The 26,031-nt window shown below is 70.2% G+C and carries 23 protein-coding genes and 1 riboswitch; of the genes, 12 read left to right on the top strand and 11 right to left on the bottom strand.

Annotation, left to right across the window (positions count from 1 at the left end; translation table 11 throughout):
• Positions 1 to 282: 282 nt before the first annotated feature.
• On the bottom strand, positions 283 to 1,896 hold the full coding sequence (locus tag ABD333_RS21140; protein ID WP_344543395.1) for a hypothetical protein: 1,614 nt from the start codon (positions 1,894 to 1,896) through the stop codon (positions 283 to 285).
• Positions 1,897 to 2,260: 364 nt separating this feature from the next.
• Between ABD333_RS21140 and ABD333_RS21135 the strand changes: the two genes are divergently transcribed.
• From ABD333_RS21135 to ABD333_RS21115, 5 genes are all read left to right on the top strand, one after another.
• Positions 2,261 to 2,674, top strand: a complete 414-nt coding sequence (locus ABD333_RS21135) for a DUF4282 domain-containing protein (protein WP_344543393.1) — start codon at positions 2,261 to 2,263, stop codon at positions 2,672 to 2,674.
• A 156-nt stretch (positions 2,675 to 2,830) separates the two neighbouring features.
• The gene (locus ABD333_RS21130) at positions 2,831 to 5,104 is read left to right on the top strand and encodes a serine/threonine-protein kinase (protein WP_344543392.1); all 2,274 of its coding nucleotides are present in this window, start codon (positions 2,831 to 2,833) and stop codon (positions 5,102 to 5,104) included.
• Between the two features lie 37 nt (positions 5,105 to 5,141).
• Entirely contained in the window at positions 5,142 to 6,353 is a 1,212-nt protein-coding gene (locus ABD333_RS21125; protein ID WP_344543390.1) for a response regulator receiver protein, read from the top strand.
• Positions 6,353 to 8,266, top strand: coding sequence for an AAA family ATPase (locus ABD333_RS21120; RefSeq protein WP_344543388.1), 1,914 nt, complete (start codon positions 6,353 to 6,355; stop codon positions 8,264 to 8,266). Before ABD333_RS21125 ends, ABD333_RS21120 begins: the two co-directional genes overlap by 1 nt.
• Before the next feature lie 5 nt (positions 8,267 to 8,271).
• Positions 8,272 to 9,012, top strand: coding sequence for a 4Fe-4S single cluster domain-containing protein (locus ABD333_RS21115; RefSeq protein WP_344543386.1), 741 nt, complete (start codon positions 8,272 to 8,274; stop codon positions 9,010 to 9,012).
• Here ABD333_RS21115 and ABD333_RS21110 read toward each other — a convergent pair.
• The gene (locus ABD333_RS21110) at positions 8,949 to 9,662 is read right to left on the bottom strand and encodes a hypothetical protein (protein ID WP_344543384.1); all 714 of its coding nucleotides are present in this window, start codon (positions 9,660 to 9,662) and stop codon (positions 8,949 to 8,951) included. The genes ABD333_RS21115 and ABD333_RS21110 overlap by 64 nt on opposite strands.
• Before the next feature lie 81 nt (positions 9,663 to 9,743).
• Here ABD333_RS21110 and ABD333_RS21105 point away from each other — a divergent pair, with 81 nt between their 5' ends.
• Positions 9,744 to 10,325: an FHA domain-containing protein gene (locus ABD333_RS21105; RefSeq protein ID WP_344543382.1), complete on the top strand. Its 582-nt coding sequence runs from the start codon at positions 9,744 to 9,746 to the stop codon at positions 10,323 to 10,325.
• Between the two features lie 313 nt (positions 10,326 to 10,638).
• Here the strand turns inward: ABD333_RS21105 and typA are convergent, their stop codons facing one another.
• Entirely contained in the window at positions 10,639 to 12,492 is a 1,854-nt protein-coding gene (gene typA, locus ABD333_RS21100) for a translational GTPase TypA (RefSeq protein ID WP_344543380.1), read from the bottom strand.
• Between the two features lie 346 nt (positions 12,493 to 12,838).
• A riboswitch (cyclic di-AMP (ydaO/yuaA leader) is annotated at positions 12,839 to 12,975 on the top strand.
• Between the two features lie 7 nt (positions 12,976 to 12,982).
• Here typA and ABD333_RS21095 point away from each other — a divergent pair.
• The gene (locus ABD333_RS21095; protein ID WP_344543378.1) at positions 12,983 to 14,044 is read left to right on the top strand and encodes a C40 family peptidase; all 1,062 of its coding nucleotides are present in this window, start codon (positions 12,983 to 12,985) and stop codon (positions 14,042 to 14,044) included.
• Between the two features lie 78 nt (positions 14,045 to 14,122).
• Here the strand turns inward: ABD333_RS21095 and ABD333_RS21090 are convergent, their stop codons facing one another.
• From ABD333_RS21090 to ABD333_RS21080, 3 genes are read right to left on the bottom strand one after another with little or no spacing between them, the layout of a single operon-like run.
• Positions 14,123 to 14,509: a (deoxy)nucleoside triphosphate pyrophosphohydrolase gene (locus ABD333_RS21090; protein ID WP_344543376.1), complete on the bottom strand. Its 387-nt coding sequence runs from the start codon at positions 14,507 to 14,509 to the stop codon at positions 14,123 to 14,125.
• A 20-nt stretch (positions 14,510 to 14,529) separates the two neighbouring features.
• Positions 14,530 to 15,288: a Mut7-C RNAse domain-containing protein gene (locus ABD333_RS21085; protein ID WP_344543374.1), complete on the bottom strand. Its 759-nt coding sequence runs from the start codon at positions 15,286 to 15,288 to the stop codon at positions 14,530 to 14,532.
• Positions 15,289 to 15,345: 57 nt separating this feature from the next.
• Positions 15,346 to 16,623 carry an amidohydrolase family protein gene (locus tag ABD333_RS21080; RefSeq protein WP_344543372.1) on the bottom strand — a complete coding sequence of 426 codons (1,278 nt, stop codon included), beginning with the start codon at positions 16,621 to 16,623 and terminating at the stop codon, positions 15,346 to 15,348.
• A 62-nt stretch (positions 16,624 to 16,685) separates the two neighbouring features.
• Between ABD333_RS21080 and ABD333_RS21075 the strand changes: the two genes are divergently transcribed.
• The 3 genes from ABD333_RS21075 (at position 16,686) to ABD333_RS21065 (ending at position 18,677) form a co-directional block, all read left to right on the top strand.
• Positions 16,686 to 17,204, top strand: a complete 519-nt coding sequence (locus ABD333_RS21075) for a MarR family winged helix-turn-helix transcriptional regulator (protein ID WP_344543370.1) — start codon at positions 16,686 to 16,688, stop codon at positions 17,202 to 17,204.
• Positions 17,205 to 17,299: 95 nt separating this feature from the next.
• Positions 17,300 to 17,818 (top strand): guanyl-specific ribonuclease, encoded by a 519-nt coding sequence (locus ABD333_RS21070; protein ID WP_344543368.1) that lies wholly within the window; start codon positions 17,300 to 17,302, stop codon positions 17,816 to 17,818.
• A 34-nt stretch (positions 17,819 to 17,852) separates the two neighbouring features.
• Positions 17,853 to 18,677, top strand: coding sequence for a hypothetical protein (locus ABD333_RS21065; RefSeq protein WP_344543367.1), 825 nt, complete (start codon positions 17,853 to 17,855; stop codon positions 18,675 to 18,677).
• 23 nt (positions 18,678 to 18,700) lie between these two features.
• Here the strand turns inward: ABD333_RS21065 and ABD333_RS21060 are convergent, their stop codons facing one another.
• On the bottom strand, positions 18,701 to 20,227 hold the full coding sequence (locus ABD333_RS21060) for an LCP family protein (RefSeq protein WP_344543365.1): 1,527 nt from the start codon (positions 20,225 to 20,227) through the stop codon (positions 18,701 to 18,703).
• 223 nt (positions 20,228 to 20,450) lie between these two features.
• Here ABD333_RS21060 and ABD333_RS21055 point away from each other — a divergent pair, with 223 nt between their 5' ends.
• Positions 20,451 to 21,314: a serine/threonine-protein kinase gene (locus ABD333_RS21055; RefSeq protein WP_344543363.1), complete on the top strand. Its 864-nt coding sequence runs from the start codon at positions 20,451 to 20,453 to the stop codon at positions 21,312 to 21,314.
• An 86-nt stretch (positions 21,315 to 21,400) separates the two neighbouring features.
• Here ABD333_RS21055 and ABD333_RS21050 read toward each other — a convergent pair whose 3' ends face one another.
• The 4 genes from ABD333_RS21050 to ABD333_RS21035 are packed head-to-tail and all read right to left on the bottom strand — an operon-like array spanning position 21,401 to position 25,308.
• Entirely contained in the window at positions 21,401 to 22,978 is a 1,578-nt protein-coding gene (locus ABD333_RS21050) for an OmpA family protein (protein ID WP_344543361.1), read from the bottom strand.
• Between the two features lie 16 nt (positions 22,979 to 22,994).
• Positions 22,995 to 24,113: an OmpA family protein gene (locus tag ABD333_RS21045; RefSeq protein ID WP_344543360.1), complete on the bottom strand. Its 1,119-nt coding sequence runs from the start codon at positions 24,111 to 24,113 to the stop codon at positions 22,995 to 22,997.
• A gap of 2 nt (positions 24,114 to 24,115) precedes the next feature.
• Complete coding sequence (locus tag ABD333_RS21040) at positions 24,116 to 24,736, bottom strand: OmpA family protein (RefSeq protein ID WP_344543358.1); 621 nt, start codon at positions 24,734 to 24,736, stop codon at positions 24,116 to 24,118.
• Positions 24,733 to 25,308 (bottom strand): hypothetical protein, encoded by a 576-nt coding sequence (locus ABD333_RS21035; protein WP_344543356.1) that lies wholly within the window; start codon positions 25,306 to 25,308, stop codon positions 24,733 to 24,735. The genes ABD333_RS21040 and ABD333_RS21035 overlap by 4 nt, the downstream gene beginning before the upstream one ends.
• A 120-nt stretch (positions 25,309 to 25,428) precedes the next feature.
• Between ABD333_RS21035 and ABD333_RS21030 the strand changes: the two genes are divergently transcribed.
• On the top strand, positions 25,429 to 25,986 hold the full coding sequence (locus ABD333_RS21030; RefSeq protein WP_344543354.1) for a helix-turn-helix domain-containing protein: 558 nt from the start codon (positions 25,429 to 25,431) through the stop codon (positions 25,984 to 25,986).
• Positions 25,987 to 26,031 lie beyond the last annotated feature (45 nt).

Raw genomic sequence — 26,031 nt, 5'->3', positions numbered from 1 at the left:
GATCACATGTCTCCGCTTGGCCATCCACGAAGTGTAGCTTGCCCGCCCCGGTACACGTGCGAGGACTGGAGCTTGGGAATTCGTCAGCGCTGCGGGACATCTCACGACTCAATTGGGTTACAGATCACTTTGTAAGTGCGGCGGCGCCTGCTGGCCGGCGTCGCACAGATATCGAGAGGAAAGTCGTCCCATAGCGGAATGACCGCTCCATAATGGCTCGGTCGCCTTCGCCGCGCCGTAGCTCGCTGATCTCAGTGTCTGCCATGACTCTCCGGCTTGGGTTCAGTCGAGAAACCTGAGCCTCCACTCGTGGGTTTCAGGGTCACGCCACCGCTCGGTCTTGCGGGTGAAAATGCTGCCATCTTCGCGGATGATGAACGTGTCCGGGACGGAATCTTTACCAGTGACGATGGCGATCTCGCCGCTCGGAAGCTTGAACCGCCCGGCTTCACCCCAGGCCTGCCTGGCGGTGTGCATCATGACGTCGGCCCGCTTCTCACGCGGTACGTCGAGCTCTTCGAAGCGCCGCATCATGTAGGCGTGCTGCCCTTCGCCAGCTTGGAGTTTCGCGTGGTCCTGGCGGGCGACTTCGCCGATCACGCGTCCGGTGGTTTCAGCTCCGAAGTCGTCGAAGATCTCTTGGAGGCTGAGGCCGGAGCGGGCGATCGCCATCAGCTCCTGGGGAGATTGAAGCGGCGCTTGCTCGGCAGAGGCATTCGGCGCAGGTGTGCTGGGCCCCACCACCGTGCGGCCGCCCGTCTCGCTGCCGCCGGCTGCTTTCGGCTGGTTGCCGACAACCTCCATGTTGGGAGGGACGGGCTTGGTTGGTTTGGACGAGGCTGGAGGTGAGGGCGTCTGGGTGTTCTCTTGGCCCAGGGCGTCGGTCTTCTCGGCCTGATTCGCTGCGTCGTCCAGCGCACGAACGGCCTTGCCCGTGGCGGTGAGCGGCGTTTCGGGCTTGTCTGGTCCGGTCTGGCGGCGGGTCGCTCCGCTGTCAGATCCGGTGCCCAAGGTGACTGCGCCTATGACGATGGACGGGACGGTCTGGGCGTAGGCACGGATTGGATCCTGCTTCCAGAGGTCCCAGTTGATCATTGCCTTGGTGAAGGCGACCGGATGTTGTGCGCCCTGGACCAGTCCTTTGAATTGGCCGATCGGTCCGCGTTGCATCCAGCTGTGTGGACTGGCCATCGCGTACATAGGAGCGGTGAACGGGTTGCTGGCCAGTCCGGCCAGACCTACGTCCTTGACGCCGTCCCACAGGCCGGGCAGGTAGCGGCGGGCGTAGTCGTGCCAGGCTTTGTTGAGTACGTTCGAGTCCGGTTGGCTGAGGGCATGGCCCAGGCCTTGCACGGTGCCGTAGGCGGCTTGAAGTAGCTGTTGCTGGTCGGCCCTGATGAGTTCGTCGCGGCGGCGAACGACGTCGTGTTTCTGCCCGGCGACCCAGCCTCCGGCGCGGATGATGTCCTGAGCCGGGGCGGTGGCGAGCCCCAGACTCCCGAGGACGTTGGAAAGCGCCTGACCCGCGTCCTGCCAGTTACGACCTGCCCGGTCCAGCTCTACGCCCAGGCGATGCAGCGCATCGGGCGAACCGCCTCGCACGTCTCCACCTCGCAGTCCACCGCGAGGCGGTCCGGGGATATAGGGCTCGCCTATACGTGGCGGGCCGCCCTCGGCTTCGGCCGCCAAAGCCTTTACGGCATCGAACGCGGCGTAGAAGTCTGAACGCACGTCACGGTGGCGTTCGGCAAGGGCACCCAGGAGCCGTTCACCGGCAGGGCCTATCAGGGCACCCTCCAGCAGTGCCGCGAACGCCTGTCTCAAGGCGGGGCCATGCTCCTCGGCCAACTGCTTGACCCGTTGCAGTTGCGCCGCCGCCTGCTCCGCCCGGCTCACCGTTCCGCCACCGGCTCCCGGCAGCGCCGCGTGGCGACCATTTCTGTGCGTCCCTTCCGCCCGTACCGCCAGAGTTAGCGCACCAGACTCACAGCGTCAACGCTGCGCGTACGCGTGATGTTGTACTGCAATACCCCCCGGGGTCATAAAGCTGATTTCGGCGGCGTGATCCTCCTCCGCCAGTGCGGCGGGCCCGGACAAGGGGAATCGTTCTAAGGTCGGCTGTGCAAGGCTGCCCCCCAGATGAGCCCCCCAGGAGACAGCGATGACCAACCCGTCCGACTCCGGACAGCCGCAATACCCCCCACCCCCCGGCCCCTACGGTCAGCCACCATCCGGCCCTGCAGGTGCTCCGCGACCTCCAGTGGAGGGCCACGTTCCGGGGCCGCGGCCGCATGGGCCCGGTGAACGTCCGCGGACCGATCTGGGGCCGCAATATGGGCCGCCCCATGGGCGACCGGTCCCCGGTCCGGCGGTACCGGCGGACAAGGGGCTGTTCGCGACGTTGCTCGATACGAACTTCGACCACATGGTCACCGTCAAGATGATCAAGCTGGTCTACCGGCTCGAGCTCATGGTGATCACTCTGCTGGCGATCGTGATGGCTTGGTATGGCCTGGCCTTTCTCGAATGGAACACGACACTCGGCGTCATGACCTTGATCGCGACTCCGATCGTGTGGCTCTTCCTCGTGCTGACCTCGCGGATGGCGCTTGAGTTCCTCGTCAACCAGTTCAAGATCAGCGAGTACCTGCGGGCGATCAAGGACAGGATCTAGGCGGCGGCGTTAGGCTCGCGGGAGTCACGCGGACTTATAGACGGGGCAAAGCAGGTGGCCGACTTCCAGGAGACACGGCGGGACCCGGGCGTGACGGGGCGGGATCCGGGGGCGGGGGAGACTCGGCGGGACGGGGCGCGGCCGGGTGGGCCGCTCATGCGGCTGCCCGCCGGGTTGGCGGAGCGCTATGAGCTGGTGTCCGAGTTGCCGGTTCAGGGAGCGGAATCCGATCTGCTGCTCGTACGGGACGCGTTGCGGGCGGAACGGGTCGTCAAGGTCTTCCGGCGCGGGTACGACGCCGACCGGGACGTGTGGGCCAAGCTTCCCGGGCTCGACTCGCCCTACGTCATGCGGATTCTGGAGACCGGGCATGCGGACGGGCGGGACTATGAGGTTTCCGCTTACGCGCCGGACGGCAATCTGCGGGGGTTGATGGCGGGGCCGCTGCCGGTGGAGGCGGTGACCAGGATCGTGGGCCAGCTCGCGGCGGGGCTGGCGGCGTTGCACCGGGTCGGGATCGTGCATCGTGACCTCAAGCCGGAGAACGTGCTGATCCTTGACGCCGATCCGTTGCGGGTGGCGATCACCGACTTCGGGCTGAGCAAGGTCCTTGAGCAGAGCGTGGTGTTCGCGTCGTCGTCGCGGACGCTGGCGTATGCGGCGCCCGAGTCGTTGTCGGGGCAGGTGTCGCCCGCCCGCGACTGGTGGTCGCTGGGAATGATCGTGCGTGAGCTGCTGACGGGGCGGCCGCCGTTCCTGGGGCTGAGCGAGACCGCGGTCGTCGATCACCTGGCGACTCGGCCGGTGCCCGCGGACGACGTGCCGGATCCGCGGTTCCGGTTGTTGTGCCAGGGATTGCTCACACGTGATCCGCGCCGCAGGTGGACCGATGAGCAGGTCGCCGAGTGGCTTGAGGGCGGTACGCCTGCGGTCGCGGCCGAGCCGGCCCATCCGGTCGCGCCGGAGGGGCCGGGGCTGCCGTTCAACGGGAGGCGTTATACCGAACGTGCGGAGCTGGCGCGGGCGCTCATTGAAAAGTGGGATTACGCGGCGCTCTATTTCTTTGGACGAGGCGAGTCCGGGGAGGCCTGGCGCACTCTTCGGGAATGGCTGTCGGACTTCGATGACAGCCGCATCAGTTTGATCGACGGTTATCTGACCACGGCGCTGGCGCCGGATGTGAAGCTCCTTCATTTGGTGCGGTGGCTTGATCCGGCGCTTCCGCCGCATTTTCTGGGGCGGCGCGTCACCTCGGAAGATCTGCCGGGGCTCGCGGCGCTGGCCGGCGACCCGGCGCATCCCGATCACCGGGTGGCGTGCCTGCTGGGACGAGAGCTCTGGGACCAGCATCTCCTCCAGGTGCTGTCCGGATTCGAAGGCGGCCGTGATCTCGCCCGGATCGACGAACAGTGGCGTTCGCATGTCGCCTCCTGGAACCGGCTGGCCGGGTGGCTGCGCGAGCACGAGTCGACGCCGCCGCGCCTGGCCACCCGGTTGCCGGCCGCCGGCGGCCTCGGTGACGAGCGTGTCGCGGGCCGGGCCGTCGCGGACGATCCGCCGGTCGTCCTGCTGACCCTGCTCGCCCTGGCCGCGCGCCCCGCCGAGACGCGGCGTTCGCTGGCCGAGGCGGCGGAGCGGGCGCGGGCGGCGGTGCCCGAGCAGGTGCCGTGGTTCACCTGGCTCGTGGAGGGCGCGGGCGACGATCCGTTGCGGCTGCTCGCGGTCGTCCGGGCGGCGCCTGAGGCCGTCGTGGACGCGGAGGCCCGGGTCCGGGGCCGCCATGCCGCCGCGCAGGAGGCTCAGGCGCTGCGGGCACGCTGGGACGAGAAGGAACGTGCTCGGCTCGCGGGACGTGGGAGCGCCGTGGCCCGTGCGGTGGCGTGGTCGTCGCCGTTGCTCGCGTTCTGGCTCGCGGGGAGCTGGGTCGTCGGTGCGCTGTTCGGCGGCGACGACGGCGACGGCACGCGGTCGGTCGGCGGCTTGCAGCAGAGTTCGGGTGTGCCGTTCGTCGTGCTGGCGGTGCTGTCGTTCGTCACCTGGGCGGTGCAGTGCGGCAGCGAGGTCATGCTGGCGCGCGCGCAGGGCAACGACTATCTGCCGTACGGGCCGTGGTCATGGATGTCGCAACTCCTCGGCGTGGGCGGACGCGGTCTCTCCAAGGCCTCCCAGACGCTCTCCGGCGCAGCGCGACGGACCGGGCGGCGCGGCTGCGGGATGCTGCTGCTCGCGGGCACGGTTCCCTTGCTGATCATCCTGCTTCTCCTTGCCGCGGTGACCCCCGTCGCGAGCCTGCTGTGGCTGATGGTGCTGCTGGCCGCGCCCGTCGCGCACGCGGTGGCCGCGGGCGTACGGCTGCACCGCTGGCGGCAGGCGCATGAGAGGGAGAGGCAGAAGGCTCTTCACGACGGCGCCGGTGCGACGATCCTGTGAGCACGTTCGGTACGTACGACACCAAGGAGGCGCGCACGTGAGCAGCGGCGTCGAGGCCGACATCGCACTGGACGCGGCGGTCGTCCTCACCCTGGGGATGAACCGGGTGCTCGGGCGCACGGCCGGTCTCGCCGGGCGCGGCGCGGAGGCGCTCGCCGCCCTCGCCGCGGGCCGGGCGGAGGCGCGGGCCGCGGCCCTGGCCGAGATCGAGGCGTACGACCAGGCGTTGCGCGCCGTCGTCGAACGCAACGCGCGCATCTCCGCGCTCGCCGCGACGCGTGAGCGCGCCGGTGCGGCCGTGGACCTGCCCGCGCCGCTGCCGCTGGACGATCAACGGCCCCTCGACGAACTCACCGCGTGGTGCGCCGCCACCGACACCGTTCTCGACGCCGCCGAGCAACGCATTTCCGAACGTCTCGCGGCCGACGTGACCGCCCAGCTCTTCGCCGTTCCGGCTGAGGGTCTCACCTCCGACACCTCGGCGTCGCCCGCGCCCGAACGCACCGATGCGGCGGCGTCCGAACGTGGCAGTACGGCGGCGTCCGATCGCGATCTCGTGAAGGTCCAGCAGACGCTTGAACGTGTGCTGGCGCGCCTGTTGCCCGACGCCACCGACGGCGACCGGCGGATGGTCGCGGAGGCCGCCCAGCTGATCGTGGAGGCGCCCAGCGAGGCCGAGGCCGAGGGCATCCTCACCGAGGTACGGCTGCGCATCCGGGACGCCAACCGCCGTACGGAGGAGCAGCGGGCCGCCGAGCGCCGCCGCGCCGCCGAGCGCGAGGCGGCCGAGCAGGCGGAGGCCGAGCGCCGCTACGTGCTGGAGTCGGTCACCTCGGCGTTCGAGGAGATGGGGTACGAGGTTCAGACGGGCTTCGAGACGCTGACCGCCAAGGACGGCACGGTCGTTCTCACCAAGGGCACCTGGCCCGACCACAGCGTCAGGATGCGGATCGACGAGGCGGCGGGCGCGGGAGGCGTGCCCGGGCCACGGCAGATCCGGGCGGCGATGCGGCGCGAGCGGCCCGCCCAGAGCGAGGACGACCGGCGGCTCGACACCGAACGCGAGCAGGAGTGGTGCGAGACGTTCGAGGCCGCGCGGGCCCGGCTGGCCGAGGCCGGGATCAGGTCGGACGTGACGTGGCGGCTTGACCCGGGTGTCCAGGATCTGCCTGTCGCCGCCGACGCACGGCAGACTAGGACGCGGGCCGAACAACGAGAACGTCGCCGGGAACGCGAGCGGAGTGAGTGATGACTGAATCCCCGACCCTCGGGGGGCGGTTGCCGGGCTGGCCGCCGTTCATCCGCGAACTGGACGCGACACTGTCGGTGCACTCCCAGTACGTGTTGTCGGGCAACCTCTACGACAGCTTCCTGGCGCCGCCGCTGGAGTCCTCGGTGGCGGCCCGGCTGCTCCCGCTGCGCGACCTGCTGTGGGAGTCGCTGCGGTCCAGCGGGTACTCCTGCATGATCGTGTACGACCCGCTGGACGGCCTGCAGGTGCTGCCCGACACCGGCGACGAGATCGGCGACGAGGCCGCGAAGGCCGCCGAGCAGCTGCTCGGCAAGCTCAAGGCCGACGACAAGCCGTCCCTGGAGGGCCTGACCAAGCATCTGGCGGCGGTCGCGCGGCCGCAGGAGAACGTCCGCGCCGCGTTCGTGATCGACTCGGCGTCCCGGATCGCCCGTACGCCCATCGACCTGGAGCCCGCCGAACGCGACTTCTTCCGCTTCTGCACGAAGTTGTCGCGGTCCGCCCGTCCCGTACGCGTCGTGGGCCCTCGGCCCAAGCCGCTCTACAACCCGATCCTGTGGCTGGTGGAACGGCCCGGCGACCTGCCGCCCTGGATGACCGCCGACAACGAGAACATCCGCGAGATCACGATCCCGCGGCCGCACCTGGGCGACCGGCAGGAGACGGCCCGGCTGCTGGCGCGTGCCTTCGGGGTCACCGACGTGGACGCCGACCAGGCCGCGGCCGAGGCGTGCGACGCGTTCGCCGAGCAGGCCGACGGGCTCACCCTGCAGTCGATGATCGAGGTGACCCGGCTCGCCAAGGAACGTAACGTCTCCCTGGGTGATCTCCCGGACGCCGTGCGCACCTACAAGCTCGGCGTGCTCGACAATCCGTGGAGCCGCGGTCACCTGCGCCGCCGCGTCCTCGAAGGCGAGAAGCGGGTGCCCGAACGGGTGATCGGGCAGCCGCAGGCCGTCACCAAGACGCTCGACATCCTCAAGCGCGCCGTGCTCGGCCTCTCCGGCGCTCAGGCCACCCGATCGGGGAGCCGTCCCCGCGGCGTGCTCTTCTTCGCCGGGCCGACGGGCACCGGCAAGACCGAGCTGGCCAAGGCGATCACCGAGCTGGTGTTCGGGGACGAGTCGGCGTATCTGCGGTTCGACATGAGCGAGTTCTCCGGGGAGGGCTCCGGCGACCGGCTGATCGGCTCGCCGCCCGGGTACGTCGGCCACGAGGCGGGCGGCGAGCTGACCAACGCGGTCCGCGAGGACCCCTTCCGGGTGATCCTCTTCGACGAGATCGAGAAGGCGCATCCGCGGATCCTGGACAAGTTCCTGCAGATCCTGGAGGACGGCCGGCTCACCGACGGCCGCGGCAACACCGTGCACTTCTCCGAGTCGATCCTGATCTTCACGTCGAACCTCGGGATGTACACGCAGGCACGCGACATCACGGTGCGTCCCGATCCCGCGCACCCCGCGCCCACCCGAGTGCAGAACATCACACCCGGCATGACCTACGACGAGGTCGAGGGACGGATCAAGGGCGCGGTCGCCGAGCACTTCACCGAGGTGCTCAACCGGCCCGAGCTGCTCAACCGCTTCGGCGACAACATCGTGGTCTTCAACTACATCTCGGCCGAGGCCGCGGAGAAGATCTTCGACCTGCAGTTCGGCAACATCTGCAAGCGGGTCACCGAGGAGCACCGGCTCGTCCTGGCGGTCAAGGGCGACGCGCTGACCACCCTGCGCGAGTGGTGCACCGGCGAGCTCGACAAGGGCGGCCGGGGCATCGGGATGGCTTTGGAGGCGTACTTCGTCAACCCGCTGGCCCGCGCCCTCTTCGACCGCGAGCTGGTTCCCGACGAGAAGGTCACCGTCTCCGGCATCCACCGCGAGGGCAGCATCGTCAGCCTGGACCTACAGTGACCACGATGCTGCTCGCCAAGGCCCACTACCCTGTGACCACTCTCGGCCCCGGAAACCGGGCCGGGATCTGGATGCAGGGTTGTACGCTTCACTGCCCGGGCTGCCTGTCCAGGGACACCTGGGAGGCGGACCCCGCCACGGCCGTTCCGGTCGAGGCGGTGCTGGGCTGGCTCGCCTCGTTGCCGGGCCCGGTGGACGGCGTGACGATCTCCGGCGGGGAACCGTTCCAGCAGCCGGCCGCCCTGGCGGCGCTGGTGACGGGGATCCGCATGTGGCGGGACGACCCCGCACGTGAGACCCCGGAGACGGCCGGGCCTGGCCAAGGGGGTGACATACTGCCGTTGGACATTCTCGTGTACAGCGGATATGTCTACACACGGCTCTCGCGTGACTCTGAGGCTCGCGAGATCCTGGACATGTGTGACGCCGTCATCACGGGGCCGTACGTCGACCGGCTCAATCCCGGGGGGCGACACCCCGGGGGTGGCTCTCTACTCTGGAGGGGGTCGGCCAACCAGCGGATCGTGCCGTTGTCCCCCCTGGGACTCCGGCGGTACGGGGCGGTCGCCGACGGCGATATGGCAAAGGAAGACGCAGGACCCCGAGTTCAGGTGTCCGTGGACGAGGGGCCGGAGGGAAGGCGGGTGTACTACATCGGGATCCCGCGTAGGGGTGATATGGATCACCTCACATCGACGCTCGACCGCGCCGGGGTGCGCGCCGGGGATGTGTCATGGCGACCTTGAACTGTCCTGTCTGTGATGAGCCGTTCCAGCCTGGCGACCTTCTCTGCCTGAGCTGCGGGGCCAACCTGGCCCGCGCGGGCGGTGGCCGCCGTGCGGGCGGCTTCGAGGCCCAGCCGCCGGCCACGGGCGTTCCTCAGCCTCCGGGACAGGGTGCTCCGCCGTACCCGCCGCAGCAGCAGTACGGGCAGCCCTATCAGCAGGAGCCCTACCAGCAGGCGCCGCCTCAGCAGCCGTACCAGCAGCAGCCTCCGGACCCGTATCAGCAGCAGGCCCCTCAGCATCAGGCCCCGCCGATGCCGGAGCCCTACCAGCAGGAGCCTTACCAGCAGGCGCCGCCTCAGCAGCAGGCGCCGCCTGCGCAGGACCCCTGGGGCCCGCCGCAGCCTGATCAGCAGCAGCCGCAGCAACCGCAGCAACCGCACCAGCAGCAGCCGCATCAGCATCAGCAGCCCGGGCACGACCAATGGGGCCCGCCGATGCCGCAGGCTCCGCAGCAGCAGGCTCCGCCGCAGCATCAGGCTCCGGACCCGTACCAGCCGGACCCCTACCAGCCCGATCCGTACCAGCCACCGGACCCCTACCAGCAGGCGCCCCCGCAACAGCAGGCCCCTCAGCACCAGGCCCCTCAGCACCAAGCTCCGCCGCAGCATCAGGCGCCCCCGCCTCCGGGCGGGCACACGCCCCCGCCGCCGCAGCAGCAACAGCAAGACTGGGGTGCGCCCCCACCGCCGGTGCAGGGTGGCTGGGGCGCGCCACAGGCGCCGGAGCAGCAGCACCAGCAGCACATGCCGGGCGACCACTCGTTCCCGCCGCCCCCGCAGCAGCAGCCCATGCCGCCGCCGCCCGGACGTGAGCAGACCCTGCTCCCGCCCGAGCAGCTGGGTCAGCCCCCGCGACCGGGTGCCGACAACACGGCGTTCATGTGCCCCTACTGCGAGGCGGTGCTGAGCAACCCGGGCGCCTCACAGTGCGACTCGTGCCTGCGTCCCCTCCCTGCGAAGGGCACGCCGGTCCTGCGCGTGCACTTCCCGACCGGGGAGCTCAAGGTGTCGGTCGGGCAGCACCTGGTGCTGGGTCGCGACGCGGGCCAGTCGCCGGTCGCGGCGACCTTCACGCAGTACGACAACGTGTCCCGGCGTCACTCGACGGTCTGGCTCGACCCGTCGGGCACCGCCTGGGTACGGGACGAGGGCTCCACCAACGGCACGTTCGTCAACGGTGAACGCCTTCCGCGCGGGGTCGAGGCCCCGCTCCGCGACGGCGACCAGCTGCGCCTGGCCGCCGACGTGACCGGCACCGTCCAGCTCAACTGATCCGCCGCACGACGCGGGAAGGGCGGCCTCCATCAGGAGGCCGCCCTTCCTTTGCGCCAAGGCGAACTCCGGGGCTCCTTCAAAGCCCATTTCCCGGAACGATTACCACGGCCACCCGCCGAAGCGGTGCTCGGTGAACGCCGGTTGCCGGAGAAAAGGAGAACGGGGGCCGCCCCTTTGTGGGACGGCCCCCGTTCCCGTGGCGCTCGGTCGGCCGTAAACGCTCGGTCCGCCGCGGTCGGTCGCAGCGTTCGGTCCGCCGTAACGCGGGTTCGAGCACCCCGCAGTGCGGGTTGCGCCAAAGAATATGCGATTAACCCGCCCGCTTGGCGCGTGCGCGGGTGCGCTCGCGTTCTTTTGCGTCCAGTACGACCTTACGGAGCCGCACGGCACTCGGCGTGACCTCGACGCATTCGTCCTCGCGGCAGAATTCGAGGGCTTCTTCGAGGGAGAGAATCTTTGGCGGGGTGAGCCGTTCGAGTTCGTCACCGGTGGACGAACGCATGTTGGTGAGCTTCTTCTCCTTGGTGATGTTGACGTCCATGTCGTCGGACCGCGAGTTCTCGCCGACGATCATGCCCTCGTACACCTCGGTCGTCGGCCCGACGAAGAAGGTGCCGCGCTCCTGCAGGTTGGTGATGGCGTACGCGGTGGCGGGACCGGTGCGGTCGGCCACGAGCGAGCCGGACGGACGGGTGCGCAGCTCGCCGAACCACGGCTCGTACTTCTCGAACACGTGGTGCGCCATGCCGGTGCCGCGCGTCTCGGTCATGAACTCGGTACGGAAGCCGATCAGCCCGCGCGCCGGGACCAGGAACTCCATCCGGATCCAGCCGGTGCCGTGGTTGGTCATCTGCTCCATGCGGCCCTTGCGGACCGCCATGAGCTGCGTGACCGCGCCCAGGTGCTCCTCGGGGATGTCGACGGTGAGCCGCTCGACCGGCTCGTGCTTCTTGCCGTCGATCTCCTTGGCGACCACCTGGGGCTTGCCGACGGTCAGCTCGTAGGACTCGCGGCGCATGTTCTCGACGAGGATGGCCAGGGCGAGCTCGCCGCGGCCCTGGACCTCCCAGGTGTCGGGACGCTCGGTCGGCAGCACGCGGATGGACACGTTGCCGACCAGTTCGCGTTCGATGCGGTCCTTGACCATGCGGGCGGTGACCTTGGTGCCCTTCTCCCGGCCGGCCATCGGGCTGGTGTTGATACCGATGGTCATGGAGATCGCCGGCTCGTCCACCGTGATCAGCGGCAGCGGGCGAGGGTCGTCGGGGTCGGCGATGGTGTCACCGATCATGATCTCCGGAATGCCGGCGATCGCGATGATGTCGCCGGGGCCGGCCTGGTCGGCGGGCTTGCGCTCCAGCGCGTCCGTCATCAGCAGTTCAGTGATCTTGACCCGCTCGATGCTGCCGTCGTGGCGGCACCAGGCGACCTGCTGGCCCTTCTTGATCGTGCCCGCGTACATGCGGCAGAGCGCGATCCGGCCGAGGTAGCTGGAGGCGTCCAGGTTGGTGACGTGCGCCTGGAGCGGGGCGTCCGGGTCGAACGAGGGTGCCGGGATCGTGTTCTTGATGACCTCGAACAGCGGCTCCAGGTCCTCGCTGTCGGGCTGCTCGCCGTTGCCCGGCTTGTTGAGCGAGGCCCGCCCGGAGCGGCCGGAGGCGAAGACGATCGGGAACTCGATCTGGTCCTCTTCGGCGTCGAGGTCCATGAACAGCTCGTAGGTCTCGTCCACGACCTCGTCGATGCGCGCGTCGGGCCGGTCGGTCTTGTTGACGACCAGGATCACCGGCAGCCGGGCCTCCAGGGCCTTGCGCAGCACGAACCGGGTCTGGGGGAGGGGACCCTCGCTGGCGTCCACCAGCAGGACGACGCCGTCGACCATGGACAGGCCGCGCTCGACCTCCCCGCCGAAGTCCGCGTGGCCCGGGGTGTCGATGATGTTGATCGTCATCCCGTTGTGCCGGACCGCGGTGTTCTTGGCCAGGATGGTGATGCCCTTCTCGCGCTCCAGGTCGTTGGAGTCCATGACGCGATCATCGACGTCCTGGTTCTCGCGGAAGGCGCCGGACTGCCAGAGCATGGCGTCGACCAGCGTGGTCTTGCCGTGGTCGACATGGGCGACGATCGCGACGTTCCGCAGGTCATCGCGCGTGGAGAAGGGCATGCGAACTCGCTTGGGTGAAGGATTGGAGATCGCCGCAGACGTGCGGCCTCTCCGATTCTACGTGCCGCGTCGCCCCGTCCCGGCCGATCTCCGGGCAAGCCTCGTACTCTACGCCCTGATTGTCGCTGTTCGTGCCGTTTGCATGGGGTGGCGGCCCTGGTCCCCACCACGCCAATCATGGCCCGGAGGTGGAGATCTGAAGGCCGTCGCGAGCGATGCGGAAGTCGCCGCGGGTGTGGTGAAGGTCTCCTGATCACTTGGACGCCACGGTGTCCGGTTTGGCGTAATTTGCCATTCCTTTGTACGCTCCTGCGAATTCCGGCCGCTCGACGTCCTGCCCAGGGCGGCGGCCGGACCGCCGAGTCCCCTCACGGGGAGCCGGGGACCCAACCCCCGGGGCGAATCCGCGTCCGCGCGACGCGGTAGGGCGACTCCTGGCCCGAGCCCGTCAGCTAACCCGGTAGGCGGACGAGGAGAGGAGAACCCCGGTTTGGTACCGGACCCCCAGTGGCGCCGTTTCGTCGTGCCCGTCGCCGCCACGGCCTCCGCCGCCGCGGTGATCGCGATCGGCACCGCCATCGCCCCCGCACAGGCAGCTCCAGCCGTTCCCGGACGGGCCGCCGCCCTCGCGCCCGCGGCCCCGACACCGGATCCCCGCTCGACCGGGAAGCCGACCTCCACCGGGAAGCCCACCGAGAGCGAGCTGCGCAAGAAGCTGGACGCCCTCAACACCGAGGCCGAGAGGCTGACCGAGCAGTACAACAAGGCCCGGGTCGAGCTCGGCAAGGCAAAGAACGCCCTGACTGACGCCACCCGGCAGGCCGCCGCCCTGGCGGCCCAGGCCGCTCCCGCCCGTGAGCAGCTCAGCCGCTTCGCCGCCAACAACTACATGACCGGCGGCCCGGACCTGATGGCCGCCTCCGGCGGCGGCACCGAAGGGCTGGCCGCCTCGGCGTACCTGGCCCAGAACCAGGCCTCCGTCGTGAACGCGCTGCAGGCGCGGATCGACCAGGCCACCAAGGCCCAGCGGGACGCGCAGGCCAAGAACGCCGCCGCTCGGCAGGCCGCCGCCCACGCCGGGAAGGCCAGGTCGGCCGCCAAGGCCAAGGTGGACGAGGTCACCGAGCAGCTGGACAAGCTGACGACCACCCGGGTCAAGGACCCCACGTCCGGGTACACCGCCGTGATCAAGGGCTCCGACCTGCCCGCCAAGATGACGCGCAAGGCCCTCACCAAGCTCGGCAGCCCGTACGTGTGGGCGGCCGCCGGCCCGAACAGCTTCGACTGCTCGGGCCTGGTCGTGTGGGCGTACGCGAAGGTCGGCAAGTCCGGCCTCCCGCACTACACCGGCGATCTCTACGACCTCGGCAGCAAGGTCGGCAAGGGCGAGCTGCGCGCCGGTGACCTGGTCTACTTCGGCGGCGATCTCCACCACATGGGCATCTACGTGGGCGGCGGCCACTACCTGCACGCCCCGCAGACCGGCGACGTGGTCAAGATCTCCAAGCTTTCCGAGCGTTCGGACTACGCCGGGGCCAACCGCGTCTCCTGACCTGAACGCCCACGCGAGCGCCGCCGGCGGACGCCGGACGCCGGACGCCGGGCGCCGGACGTCAGCGGCGGCGGGACGTCAGCGGAGGTAGGCGGTGACGGCCTCGACGACCGGGAGGTCACCGGGCAGCCACTCCACCTCGTGGAGCTCGTCCAGGCCCAGCCAGCGCAGCGCCAGGTGCTCCAGGGCCGACGGCTCGCCCTCGACGATCTCGGCCGTCCAGACGCGCAGGACGCTCCCGGTGCCGAGCGGCCAGTCGCCGCCGACGCGTTCACCGAGCGCGACCTTGGCGTCCAGCTCCTCGTGGCACTCGCGGACCAGCGCGTCCTCATCGGACTCGCCCGGGTCGACCTTGCCGCCGGGGAACTCCCAGCCGCCCGCCAGCTCGGCGGGCTCGGCCCGCTGGGCGGCGAGCAGGCGGCCGTCCCGGATGATCGCGGCACCTACGACAACGTTGATGGTCATCACCTCTCCGGCCGCCGGGCTCAGGCTCCGGCCGCCGCGACGGTCCGGGAGGCCCTCTCGACGATCTCCTCCAGATGCCCGCCGTGGGCCCCGCGCCAGTAGACCTGGCCGCAGTCGCCGCAGCGCCCGTACACGTCGTAGTTACGGAGCGTACCCGCCTTGACCTGCGCCTCGATCTCCGCCTTGCCGACGGCGACGAGCACGCCGTTGCAGGCGGTGCAGCGCGTCCAGGGCCGCAGCGCGGGGGCGAACCGGTCGAGCACGTCGCTCAGCTGGTCGTCGGGCCGTGAGCCGCGCACGTACGCGCCGAGCCACAGCGCCCGCCGCCGCAGAAGGCCGCGGTCCTGGGTCAGCAGGACGCGCCGCTCCTCGTTCGCCTGCACGACCAGCGCCGGGTCGTCCATGTCGTTGTGGTAGGCGGTGTCGAGGCCGAGCAGCCGCAGCCTGCGGGCCAGCGTGCCGAGGTGAACGTCGAGCAGGAACCGCGGTGCCTCCTGCCCCGGCTCCAGCGGCACCGGCTGCGGCCGGGGCATCGGCGCCACATGCACCACGTCACCCGCGGCGGGCCGGTGCGACGGCTCGACCGCGGTGCCGCCGATCGTGATGGGCCCGGCCTCGGGGAGCGGAACGCCGAGGGCCTCGACCAGGTGACCGATCGTCGACGTTCCGTCGTAGGCGATCCGCTGCCGTGCGCGCCGCCGGGACGCGGGCAGGAACGGCGTCAGTGTCTCGGAGATCTCGAAGAACACGGCTTCGTGATTGTCGTCCGGCTCGTCCACCTCGCCAGCATGCCACGCGATCGTCTTCCGGCACCTCCGAGTTGTCAGCCGGTCCGCCTACCTGCCGACCCGCGCCGCGGACTCGGCGATGTCTGCCAGCACGGCGGGGATGTCGTGCCCGAGGAGGCGGCCGCCGCGCTTGACGATCCGGCCGCCGACCAGCACCGTGTCGACGCTCTTGGTGTCGGCGCACAGGACCACGGCGGCGATCGGATCATGCGCCGAGGCCATCCCCAGGGTGTCGGTCCGCAGCATGACGAGGTCGGCCTGCTTGCCCGGGCGCAGCGAACCGGTGACGTCGCCAAGGCCCAGCGTCTCAGCGCCCTCGATGGTCGCCATGCACAGGACATCGCGGGTCGTGAAGCCGAGGCCCGCACCGTCCGGCCGGACACGCTCGAACATGTACGCGGCGCGCATCAGGCTGAACATGTCGCCGGGGCCGCTCGCCACCGTGTCGCCGCTCAGCGAGGTGGGGAGTCCCGCGGCGCGGGCGCGGCCGGTGGGCGGGTAGCCGATGTTCAGCATGGTCTCGCTGGTCGGTGTCACCGAGACGCTGCCGCCGCTCGCCGCGATCCGTTTGAACGCCTCGTCGGCGTAGTGGTTGGCGTGGATGTAGGTGGCCGGGTGGGTGAGGAGCCCCGCGCGTTCGAGGACGGCGATGCCCCGCTCGGCGCTCTCGGTGTCGCGCCCGCCCATGTGGGCGGAGACCGGCAGGCCGAGTTCGCGGGCGAGCCGCCACTCCGCGACGCCGCGTTCGGCTCCGGCGATCTCCGGGCCGAACGCGGCGATCGCCATGGAACGCCGGTCGTCGCCGAAGTGCTCGCGCAGGACGCGGCGGGCCTCGATGGCCATCGTGCCGGCGTCGCCCGTCACCGGATACGCGTAGCCGAAGACGAACCGGATGCCAGATGCCTTGAGCGCCTCGACGTTGGCGTCGGTGTGCGCGGGCGTGTGCTGGATGTGCGACCAGTCGAGCAGGGTCGTGATTCCGGAGTCCAGGCATTCGAGCGCGCCGCCGAGCACACCGGCGTGGACGTCGCGCGCCTCGTAGCGCGGGGAGATGGCGTAGAAGACCCGTTCCAGGTACGCGGGGAGGGTGCTGTCGGGGAGGATCGCGCGAATCCCGGACTGCCAGGTGTGGCGGTGGGTGTCGACGAATCCCGGCAGCACGATCGTGCCGCTCGCGTCGATCACCTCGGTGCCGGTCTCGGCGGGCAGGGCGGGACCCACGGCCGCGATCACCCCGTCCCGGACGAGCACGTCGGAGACGCCGAGCACGGTGGGGGAGGGGTCGGTGTCGATGACGACGCCGCCCCGGAGAAGGACTGATGTCATGCTCGAAAGGTTAGAAGAAAGCTTTTCGAAAAGCAATCCATCCGGCCGAGTATCCTCTGGACGTGCCGCAAGCCGAGAACCTGGACGTCATCGACGCGCTCGTGCCCAAATGGGTGGAGGACGGCCTGCCACCGGCGACGATCGCCACCCTTGAGCTCAGCAAGCGGGCGGCCTGGCTCAGCAACGTGCTGGAGCAGGCGATGCGCGCCGGACTCGCCGAGCTGGGCCTCACGTACGCCGAGTTCGACGTGCTCGTCGCGCTCCGCCGTGCGGGCGACCCGTACCGCCTCAAGCCCACCGAGCTCACCCGCGCCCTCCTCCTGACGTCGGGCGGTACGAGCAACGTGCTGCAGCGGCTCACCAAGGAGGGCTACGTCGAACGCGACGCCGACCCGGACGACGCGCGCAGCCGATGGGTACGGCTGACTCCCGAGGGCCTGCGCGCCGCCGAGGCGGGCCTCAAGGTGACCGGCCGGGCCCATCAGGAAGTGCTGGGCGGCGTCTCCGAGGAGGCCATGCGGCACGCCGCCGACGCCCTTCGCGAGATATTGCTCGTCGTCGGCCGCCGTCGAATCCGCTGACTGTGCCGAAATCCAGCTCACAAGATCGTCAATTTCTGATGAACTGATCGGGTCCGTATTGACCGGAGGGCGGTCCCGCGACGCAGGATCGACCCATGGTCGCCGCCCGCCCGCGCAAGCCCGGTCCCTCACCGGCCCCCGGTCCCTCGCCCAGACCCGGTCCCCCGCCCAAGCCGTCCCGCCCACGCCGTCCCGCGCGCTCGCTGCTCCTCGTACCGCTGCTCGCCGCCGGGCTCTCCGGCACGGCGGTGGAAACGGCATCCGCCGCCGGGTACTCCAGCGTCGTCGCGTCCACGGCTTCCGCCACGACTTTCGCCGCCGCGATCGAGGCGATCTGCGAATCGAGGCTCCCCAGGGAGGCCGGTGACACCGTCCGCCTGATCGACAGGGGTGGTCCGTTCCCCTATCCCAAGGATGGCGCGATCTTCTACAACCGCGAAGGCCTGCTGCCCCAGCAGCCGCGCGGCTTCTACCGCGAGTACACCGTGAAGACCCCCGGGTCACCGACCCGTGGCGCCCGCCGCATCGTCGCCGCAGGCAGTGCGGGCCACAAGGGCATGTACTACACGGCGAACCACTACCGGAGCTTCCTGCGCATCGATTTCGGCTGCTAGGGAACCGGCACGGCACAGGCGTCGTCCAAGCCGCGTGTCAGTGCGGACGCGGCGGATCATCATCGCCGGGGCCCTCGCCGCCTTCATGGCGGCGGGCGTGCTCGCGGTCGGCCATCTGCGCCTGTGGTGGGCACCGGACCCGCCCCGCGACCCGAACGCGCTCGTGCTGCGGGTGCGGTTCACGGCAGGCATGGGACCCGCCGGCGCACGCCCCGTTCCGGACCTGTCCCTGTACGGCGACGGTCGGCTCATCGTCACCTCGCTCGACCTTGACCGGATGCCCGCGCGGGAGCTGGTCAGAGACATGCGCCTCACCGACCGTGCCTACCGCGAGATCTACCGCGACGCCCGGCTGGCGGGCCTCGGCGACGCCCGTGTCATCAAGAGCGACGTGCAGGTCCTGGACGGCGGCTCAACGAAGATCACACTCCTGGCGAACGGGCGGCCCCGCGTCACGACCCTGGAGTCCGGAGCCGCGGGGCCGCGGGTGTGGTTGATCGACCAGTTGCTGAAGCGGCTGGCCCTCGGCAAGAGCAAGGGCGAACCGTCCCGTAGCGACCTGATCGGCCCTGCCCGCCCGTACCAGCCCACCCGCATCGCCCTGCTGGCACATGAGGTTCCCAAGAACGACACGGGCACGGCCTCGCAAACCAGCCCGGCCCCGCAGATCCGTCCTTGGCCGCTGCACTCCTTGTCGCCCGGAGCCTGCACCCTTCATGCAGGCTCCGAAGCCGCGACCATCGGCCAGCTCCTGGAGAGCGCGCCTAAGACCCACTGGGCCAGCCAAAGCCGCCACTACGCGCTCACGGCACGCCCGCTGCTCCCCGACGAAACCGACTGCGCGTCTCTCCCACGCTGACCGCGGCGGGTCGCGCGGAGTCGCTATTCGCAGAGGTTCTGGCCGGGCTTCACACCACCGCGGATGTTGTTGAACGCGGCGGGGTCAGGCGCGAGGCGAACGCCCTGCTCTCCGATGACCAGCCGTACGCCGCCCGCCGGGGCCTTCCCGTCGGCGGTCAGCTCCGCGTTGGGCACCACCCGTGCCAGCGCCGTGGCCTGCCCTTCGGCGGCGGGTGCGTAGGTGATGCGGCTGGTGGAGCTCGCGGAGCCCTTCTCGACCTTCTTGGCGACGTCGAAGCCGCGCTTGCCGAGCTGCTTGACGATGCGGTCGATCAGCTCGGGCTTCCCGCCCGCGTCGACGACCGTCACCTTGACCTTGTCGGGCGCGACGGCCTGCTCCGCCTTGGCGGCCTTCCGCGGCGGCGCGGCGGGCAGGTCGTTGTCGTGCCGGATCGCCTCGAACATGGGCTTGGCGAGGTCCATGTCCCACTGAACGCGGTTGCGGTCCGGCGGGTAGTCCTTCACCGGAACGGTCACGAACCGCACCTGCCCGGCGCTCATGCCCTTCAGGCCCTCGGCGAGCTTCTTCATCGTGGACAGGTCGAGTTCGTCGTCGGTCGTCACCGACTTGGTCACGGCCTTGAGGAACTTGTAGGTCTTGGCGGGGTCGGTGAGCACCTCGCCGCTGGTCGCCTTGTCGACGACCGACGCCATGAACTTCTGCTGGCGTTCGATCCGGCCCAGGTCGCCGCCGTCGCCGAGCGAGTAGCGGGCGCGGACGTAGCCGAGGGCCTGGTCGCCCTTGACGGTCTGCTTCCCGGCCTTGAGGGAGAGCTCCGCGCGCGGGTCGTGCACCGGCTTGTCGACGCAGATCTCCACGCCGTCGAGCGCGTCCACCATGCGCTTGAACCCGGAGAAGTCCACCTGCACGAAGTGGTCGATGTGGATGCCGGTCAGCGATTCGAGGGTCTTCCAGGTGCAGGTCGGGCCCGCGAAGGCGAACGCGGCGTTCAGCATCCCGAACTGGGCCGGGACCGTGCCGCCCTTCTCCTTCTTGCACTCGGGGATCTTCACCATCGAGTCGCGGGGGAAGCTGATGCCCATGGCCTGGTCGCGGTTGGGCGAGAGGTGGAGCAGGATGGCGGTGTCCGAGCGGGCGCCGAGCATCCCGGCCCCGTAGCGGGAGTTGTCGCCCTCCCGCGTGTCGGAGCCCAGCAGCAGGACGTTGAGGGACTTGTTGAGCTTCGCGGGCCGGTCCGTGCCGAGCTGGTCCTTGACGCTCTTCTGGCTGATGTCGCCCCTGAGGTCGTAGTAGAGCCCGGCCGCTCCCGCTCCGCCGGTCAGGACGATCACCGCGGCTCCGATCGCCGTACCGCGCAGGATCTTCTGCTTGCGGCTCCTCGGCTTGCGCCTGGAGCCTCGACGATGGGCGCCCGCCTCTTGGGCCTCCCCGCTCTGGGCGCTGTCGCCTTGGGCGCCCTCGTCCGGGGCGTGCTCACCCGGGCTGTCCCCGCCTTGGGCGGCGGTGTCCCCCGTGAGGTGTTCGTTGCGGGGGTCTTTGTCGCTCATCCGGTTCCGTCTCGGGCAGGCCCCACAGGGGCGAGGTTTGTCGTGAATGCGGGGTTTGCCAGTTTATGCAGCGCGCCGCATGGTGACGGCGCCTCTGATGTTGGATGCGCGAAACACCCGATCTGTTGACACGGTGATCCAACATTGTGGACCGCTCCGCATTTGCAGCTGCGAAGGCTCGGTGATCTGCCTGGAGAGACGGTGGCTTCCGTACGATCGGGGCGTGACAGCGGGGTGGGTGATCGGCGAGCGGTTCGCCATGCTCGACCGGATCGGAGCGGGCGGCACGAGCCGGGTGTGGCGCGCGTACGACCGGCAGCTCGGGAAGTACTGCGCGGCCAAGCTGGTCCGCAGGGAGGGGCCAACGGCGATCTTGCGGACGGTGCGCGAGCGGGCCCTGCGGCTGGCGCATCCGCATGTCGTGACGCCGTACGCCTGGTACCCGGCCGACGATGACGTTCTGCTGGCGATGGAGCTGGTGAGGGGCGGGTCGCTGGAGACGCTTCTCGGTGACTACGGGCGCCTGCCGCCCGCGTACGCCGCGGAGGTGCTCGACCAACTGCTGGCAGGGCTGAGCCACATTCACGCGGTCGGCGTGGTCCATCGGGACGTGAAGCCGAGCAATCTGCTCCTGGAACCCAGTCCCGTAGGCGCGCCACAGATCCGCATTACCGACTTCGGCATCGCGCTCGGCGACGACGGGATGCGCCTGACGACGACGGGGTTCACCGTGGGAACGCCGGGATATATGGCGCCTGAGGTGCTCGACTGGAATCGTCCGGGCCCCCCACAGGACCTCTATGCCGCGGGCATGGTCTGTTGGCGGATGCTCACGGGCGCAGGGGACCCCGAGGTACGGCAACCGATCGGAGCCGCGCCTCCGGGCGTGCCCCGGAACTTGTGGGATCTGGTGACCGGCCTGTGCGCGCACGACCCTGGCGACCGGCCGCCTTCCGCCGACGCCGCCCGCGGCGCTCTGGCCGCATGCGGCCTCTCGCTCGACTTCCCTGTCCGCACGCTCGGCGGTGAGCCCCTGCAGATCTTCGACCACCTCGGCCCGCCCCCCGCCCCGAGCACCGGCGCCTGAGCCGAGGCTGCCGCCGCCAAGTCGGAGTTGGCGGCGGCAGCCCCGGGCCCGTCCGGCGGACAGGGCGGTGGCAGTGGGACAAGGAGTCAGGGGACGGGGAGGTTGGGGATCTGGCCGAACTCACCGGCGTCGAGCGTGACCGTCTTGGCGGTGGGGGCGGGTACGTAGAAGAAGCCCCGGTTGGTGGTGCCCGGTTTGACGTTGAGCACTGAGGTGTCCTGGTCGGCGTAGCGGCGGGTGACGGTGCCGTCGTCGGGTCCGAGGCGCACGCTCTTGTAGGTGGTCTTGCTGACCGGGTCGACGACGCCGAACGAGCCGAACGCGCCGCCGTTCTTGCCGGTGTAGCCGGTGACGGGGCGGACCAGGTCGTCGGGGCCGAGGTTGGTGATCTCGAAGACGACGACGAGGTAGGCGCCGTCCCGGTAGAACGGCTTCACGTCCAGGCGCCGCTTGACCTTGGCGCCGAAGAGGGTGCCCTCGATGGTGCGGGTGGCGATGGTGCCGCCGTCGGCGGGGTGGAACGGGGCGGGGACGCCGCCGCCGGTCGTGCCCTCCTGGGGCGCACGGGTGGTGGTCTCCGTGGTCTGGGTCGTCCGCTGCTTGATCTGGTAGGCGACCTCGACGCGGCGGTTGCGGGCGCGGGCCTTCTCGTCGTCGGTGCCGCCCTCCTTGGCGACGGGCCGGGTCGCGGCCTTTCCTTCGGCCCGGTACTGGTAGTCGGTGCCGAGCCGGGCTTGGAGCTCCTTGAGCACGGACTGGGCGCGCTGCTCGGAGAGCCGCTGGTTGTAGTCGTGGCTGCCCTTGCCATCGGTGTGCCCGGTGATGACGATCGGCGGTTTGGCGGGGTCGGCCTTGGCGCGCGTCTCGCCGGCCACGTCGTCCAGGATCTGCTTGGCACCCGGGGTGAGCGTCGCCTTGTCGAAGTCGAAGAGCACGTCGGCGCGCAGCCCGATCTTCTCCTCGTTGCCGGTGGTGCTGCGGGACTTCACCTCGCTCTCGGTCAGCCCGTACATGTCCACCACCGCGTCCGCCGGTTTGCCGGTCGTGCCGCGCATCGGCCAGGAGACGGTGCTGCCCGGCGCGGGCTCGGAGGAGGCGCGAGGCGCGACCGGACCGCCGGAGCCGGTGCCGTCGACGACGGGCACGCTGGTGAACTCGCCGGCGGTGCTCGGAGTGAGAACGGTGAGGGTCCGCACGTTCTGCGGGATGGGCGGGAAGTGCAGCAGGGTCTCGTAGCGGACACCGGAGACGTGGGACGTCGGCCACGTCCGGCTGCCGACCGTGTCGCCCGCGCCGTCGTAGTGGGGGAAGTAGGCCTTGTGCCCGACCGGGTCGATGAGCTTGAAGTCATGGTTGCCCGACGGCACCATCCCGAGCGCGAACGTGATGCTCCTCGGCGTCTGTTCCAGGTTGGTCACGTAGAAGCGCAGCACCGAATGGTCGCCGTACCGTTCGATCTGCTTCATCTCGACCCGCGAGCGGTACGCCGGCAGGCCCGACCAGGCCTCCTTGACCAGCGCGCCGCTGTATGGCGGCGGTGCCTTCGCGGTGGTGGGCGCGGTGGAAGCGGTGGAGGATGTCGATGACCCTCCGCCGCCCGAGTCGCAGGCGGTCAGCAGGATCGTCAGCGCGGCCAGCAGGACGGGCGCGCGAGTGGTGATCATTTGCATGGGGAACCTGTCAGGTCTGCTGGGCGGAGATGACGACTCGCCGGTTCTTGGCCCGGCCTTGCGGATCGTCGGAGCCGTCGGGCTTGGTGTTGGCGGCGACCGGTTTGGTCTCGCCGTAGCCGGTGGCCTTGAGGCGGGAACGGTCGATGCCGCCCTTGGCCGCCAGCCATTCGACGATCGCCCGGGCCCGCTGCTCGGAGAGCCGCCGGTTGACCGCGTCGTCGCCTTTGTCGTCGGTGTGGCCGTCGATCTGGATCACGGCGGTGGCGGGGACCTCCCGTTTGACGGAGGTGGCGATTCTGGCGAGCTCGGCCGCGGCGGCGGGCCTGACGTCGGCCCGGCCGAAATCGAACAGCACGTCGGCCTTGATGTTGTAGGCGATGGAGTCCTTGCCCTTGAGCAGCTCGCTCTGGCCGACCTCGCGCCGTTCGATGTCGGCGCGGGGAACGTCGACCCGCGGGACGTCCACGCGCGGAACGTCGATGCGGGGCACGTCCACGCGCGGTACGCATTCGTTCTTGGCGTTGCAGGCTCGGTGGCGGGTGATGCCGTAACGCGTGATGCCGTAGCGGGTGATCCCATAGCGCGTGATCCCGTACCGGGTCACGCCGTAGGCCGTGCCGCCGTCCTTGGGCACGACCTGGCAGACCTCCTGGGCGGAGACCGCGTCCGCCTTGACGGGATCTGCGACGACCGCCTCCGCCCGTACCGGGGCCACCTTGATGCCGTCGGCGTCCACGCCCGGGATCTCAACGGCGGGGATACGGGCGCCGGGGATCGTGACCGCCGGGATCGTGGCCCCGCTCAGGCAGCCGCCCGGCGCGGGCCTGATGTCGACGCACTGGGCGGGGACGCGCTGCGCGGGAATGTCCACGGCGGGGATGGTGACGGCCGGGATCGTCCGTCCGCTGATCGTCGTCTCGGGGATGTGCACGGGATCGGCGTGGACGGCGGGGATCTCGACGGCCTTGATCAGCTGTCCGCCGTGGGGACAGGACGTCGGCTCGGGCGCCGGTGCCGCCGTGGTCGCCGGTGCCCTGGCGTCCGCCGGCCTGTCCGGGGAGTCTCCGCAGGCCGTGGTCGCCAGGGTGAGGCCCAGGGCCGCGGTGAGGAGGGTGGGAGTGCGCATCGTCAGCCCCTGTGGAAGGTGATGTCCACGCGCCGGTTCTTGGCGCGGCCGTCGGGATTGTCCCTGTCGCCGATCTTGTTGGGGGCGACGGGCCTGGTCTCGCCGAAGCCCGCGGCGTCGATCGTCACGTCCGCGCCGCCGAGCACGCGGCGCAGCTCTGCCTTGACCGCCTCGGCCCGCCGCCGGGAGAGCACGAGGTTGTAGGCGGGCGAGCCGATCGCATCGGAGTGCCCGGAGATCTGAACGGTACCGGTCGAGCCGCGCAACCGGGGCGCGAGCTGCCGGATGCGGCGCTCGGCCGCCGCGGTGAGCGTCGCCTTGTTGAAGTCGAACAGCACGTCGGACGAGAGGCGGACGGTCACCTTGCCGCCCTCGATCCGCTCGTCCTCCAGCGGCTGGATCGACTCGGCCAGCCGGATGTCGAAGACGGCTTCGGCCGCCCGGACGTCGAGCGTCGCTTCGGCCGTATTCAGGTCGAAGGTCGACTGCCGGAGGCTGGTCTCGGGCACGACCGGATCAGCCTCGGCCGCGCCGGCCATGCCGGGCGAGCCGAGCGTGACGAGCAGCGCGACCGCGAGGGCGGCGGCGGAGGCCATGGTGGCGGGTTTCGGTGATCGGTTCATCGTTCGATCGGGACGTCTCGGAAGATGGGGAACTTGCCGATCTGGACGTCGACCGCCTTCACGTTCTCGGGCGGTGCGGCGAAGGTGAACGTCAGCGTGTTGGGAGCGTCGTTGTTGAGGTCGTCGTGGATGCCGGGGCCGAGCTGGCTGCCGCCCGAGTCCTTGACGACGACGTAGCGCTTGAGGTTGACGGTGTCCAGCAGGGAGGCGTCGTTGGTGCCGTTGAGGCGGTAGAGCGTGGGGGAGGGGCGGCCCGGCGGGACATGGGGCGTCAGCGAAACGATCAGGTGCGCGAGCCTGCCGCGGACGGTGAGGCCGGCGATGCCGAGGTCGACCTTGCCCAGGGTCGAGTCCGCGGTGGTCTTGACCACGAGCTTGCTGGGGTCGACCACCTTGGGGTCGCCCTTGCCGACCGACCTGGCGGCGACACCGTTCCCGCCGCCACCGCCACCGCCAGCGCCGTTGCCGCCGCCACCGTCCTCGTCGTCACCGGGCAGTGCGCATCCGGTGAGCCCGCCGGTGAGCAGCGCGGCGGAGGCCGCGACGGCGGCCGCGCGTCGTCTGAACTGCATGGGGGTTCTCCTGTCGCATATGCAAACCATGGCGTACATGGCACTATGGGCTTCGTAGGACCTCGTCTCTATGCATACGGAAAGCTAGTGTTTGCAAGTGCGAATCGTCAAGGGGTTAGCGTGAGCGTGGCCGAGGACACCGTGGTGCGGAATCGTGCGTTGCAGACCGAGTGGTACGGGGAGCCCTTGGGCGACCGGTTCCGGCGCCTGCTCGACCGCCTCGACCTCTCCCAGTCCGGGCTGGCCGGTGTGCTGGGGTTGTCGGCGCCCATGCTGTCGCAGCTCATGTCGGCCCAGCGCGCGAAGATCAGCAATCCCGCCGTGATCAACCGGCTGCTCGCCGTCGAGGAGCTCGCCGCCGACCCCGGGCTCGATCAGTGGCCCCCGCACGAGCTGACGGAACGGCTCCAGCGGATCCGCGCCGAGACGGCGACCACGACGTCCCAGGTCCGGACGGGCGGTGGCGCGGAGGCCGAGCCGGTGGCGCGTACGAACGAGGCGTCACCCGTACGGGCCCTGCAAGCGCTGCTTCGTGCCGCGGCCTCAGCACAGGAGATCGAGGAGGCGGCCGGGCTCATCGAGTCCGGCCATCCCGAGCTCGCCGAGGTCCTCCGGGTGTACGGCAATGGACGTACGGGCGATGCCGAAGCGCACTTCCAGCGCACCATCGGCGGTTAGGGCAGCCTTAGCGGCCGCATCGGCTGTAGCGGTCCGTAGTGGCCG

Origin of the sequence: Actinomadura fulvescens, assembly GCF_039533225.1 — a bacterium.
Lineage (GTDB): Bacteria > Actinomycetota > Actinomycetes > Streptosporangiales > Streptosporangiaceae > Spirillospora > Spirillospora fulvescens.
Note: the sequence above shows the minus strand (reverse complement) of the source record. Positions and strands in the feature narration are given on the sequence as shown.

Coding starts and splice junctions, on each gene's coding strand:
- ABD333_RS21130 (WP_344543392.1), top strand. CDS start 2,831: ATGCGGCTGCCCGCCGGGTTGGCGGAGCGCTATGAGCTGGTGTCCGAG.
- ABD333_RS21080 (WP_344543372.1), bottom strand. CDS start 16,623: ATGACATCAGTCCTTCTCCGGGGCGGCGTCGTCATCGACACCGACCCC.
- ABD333_RS21110 (WP_344543384.1), bottom strand. CDS start 9,662: ATGCTGCGGCGGAGCTTGGTGCTGAGGGGCCTGGTGCTGAGGGGCCTG.
- typA (WP_344543380.1), bottom strand. CDS start 12,492: ATGCCCTTCTCCACGCGCGATGACCTGCGGAACGTCGCGATCGTCGCC.
- ABD333_RS21060 (WP_344543365.1), bottom strand. CDS start 20,227: ATGAGCGACAAAGACCCCCGCAACGAACACCTCACGGGGGACACCGCC.
- ABD333_RS21050 (WP_344543361.1), bottom strand. CDS start 22,978: ATGATCACCACTCGCGCGCCCGTCCTGCTGGCCGCGCTGACGATCCTG.
- ABD333_RS21045 (WP_344543360.1), bottom strand. CDS start 24,113: ATGCGCACTCCCACCCTCCTCACCGCGGCCCTGGGCCTCACCCTGGCG.
- ABD333_RS21115 (WP_344543386.1), top strand. CDS start 8,272: ATGCTGCTCGCCAAGGCCCACTACCCTGTGACCACTCTCGGCCCCGGA.
- ABD333_RS21090 (WP_344543376.1), bottom strand. CDS start 14,509: ATGACCATCAACGTTGTCGTAGGTGCCGCGATCATCCGGGACGGCCGC.
- ABD333_RS21120 (WP_344543388.1), top strand. CDS start 6,353: ATGACTGAATCCCCGACCCTCGGGGGGCGGTTGCCGGGCTGGCCGCCG.
- ABD333_RS21035 (WP_344543356.1), bottom strand. CDS start 25,308: ATGCAGTTCAGACGACGCGCGGCCGCCGTCGCGGCCTCCGCCGCGCTG.
- ABD333_RS21070 (WP_344543368.1), top strand. CDS start 17,300: ATGGTCGCCGCCCGCCCGCGCAAGCCCGGTCCCTCACCGGCCCCCGGT.
- ABD333_RS21040 (WP_344543358.1), bottom strand. CDS start 24,736: ATGAACCGATCACCGAAACCCGCCACCATGGCCTCCGCCGCCGCCCTC.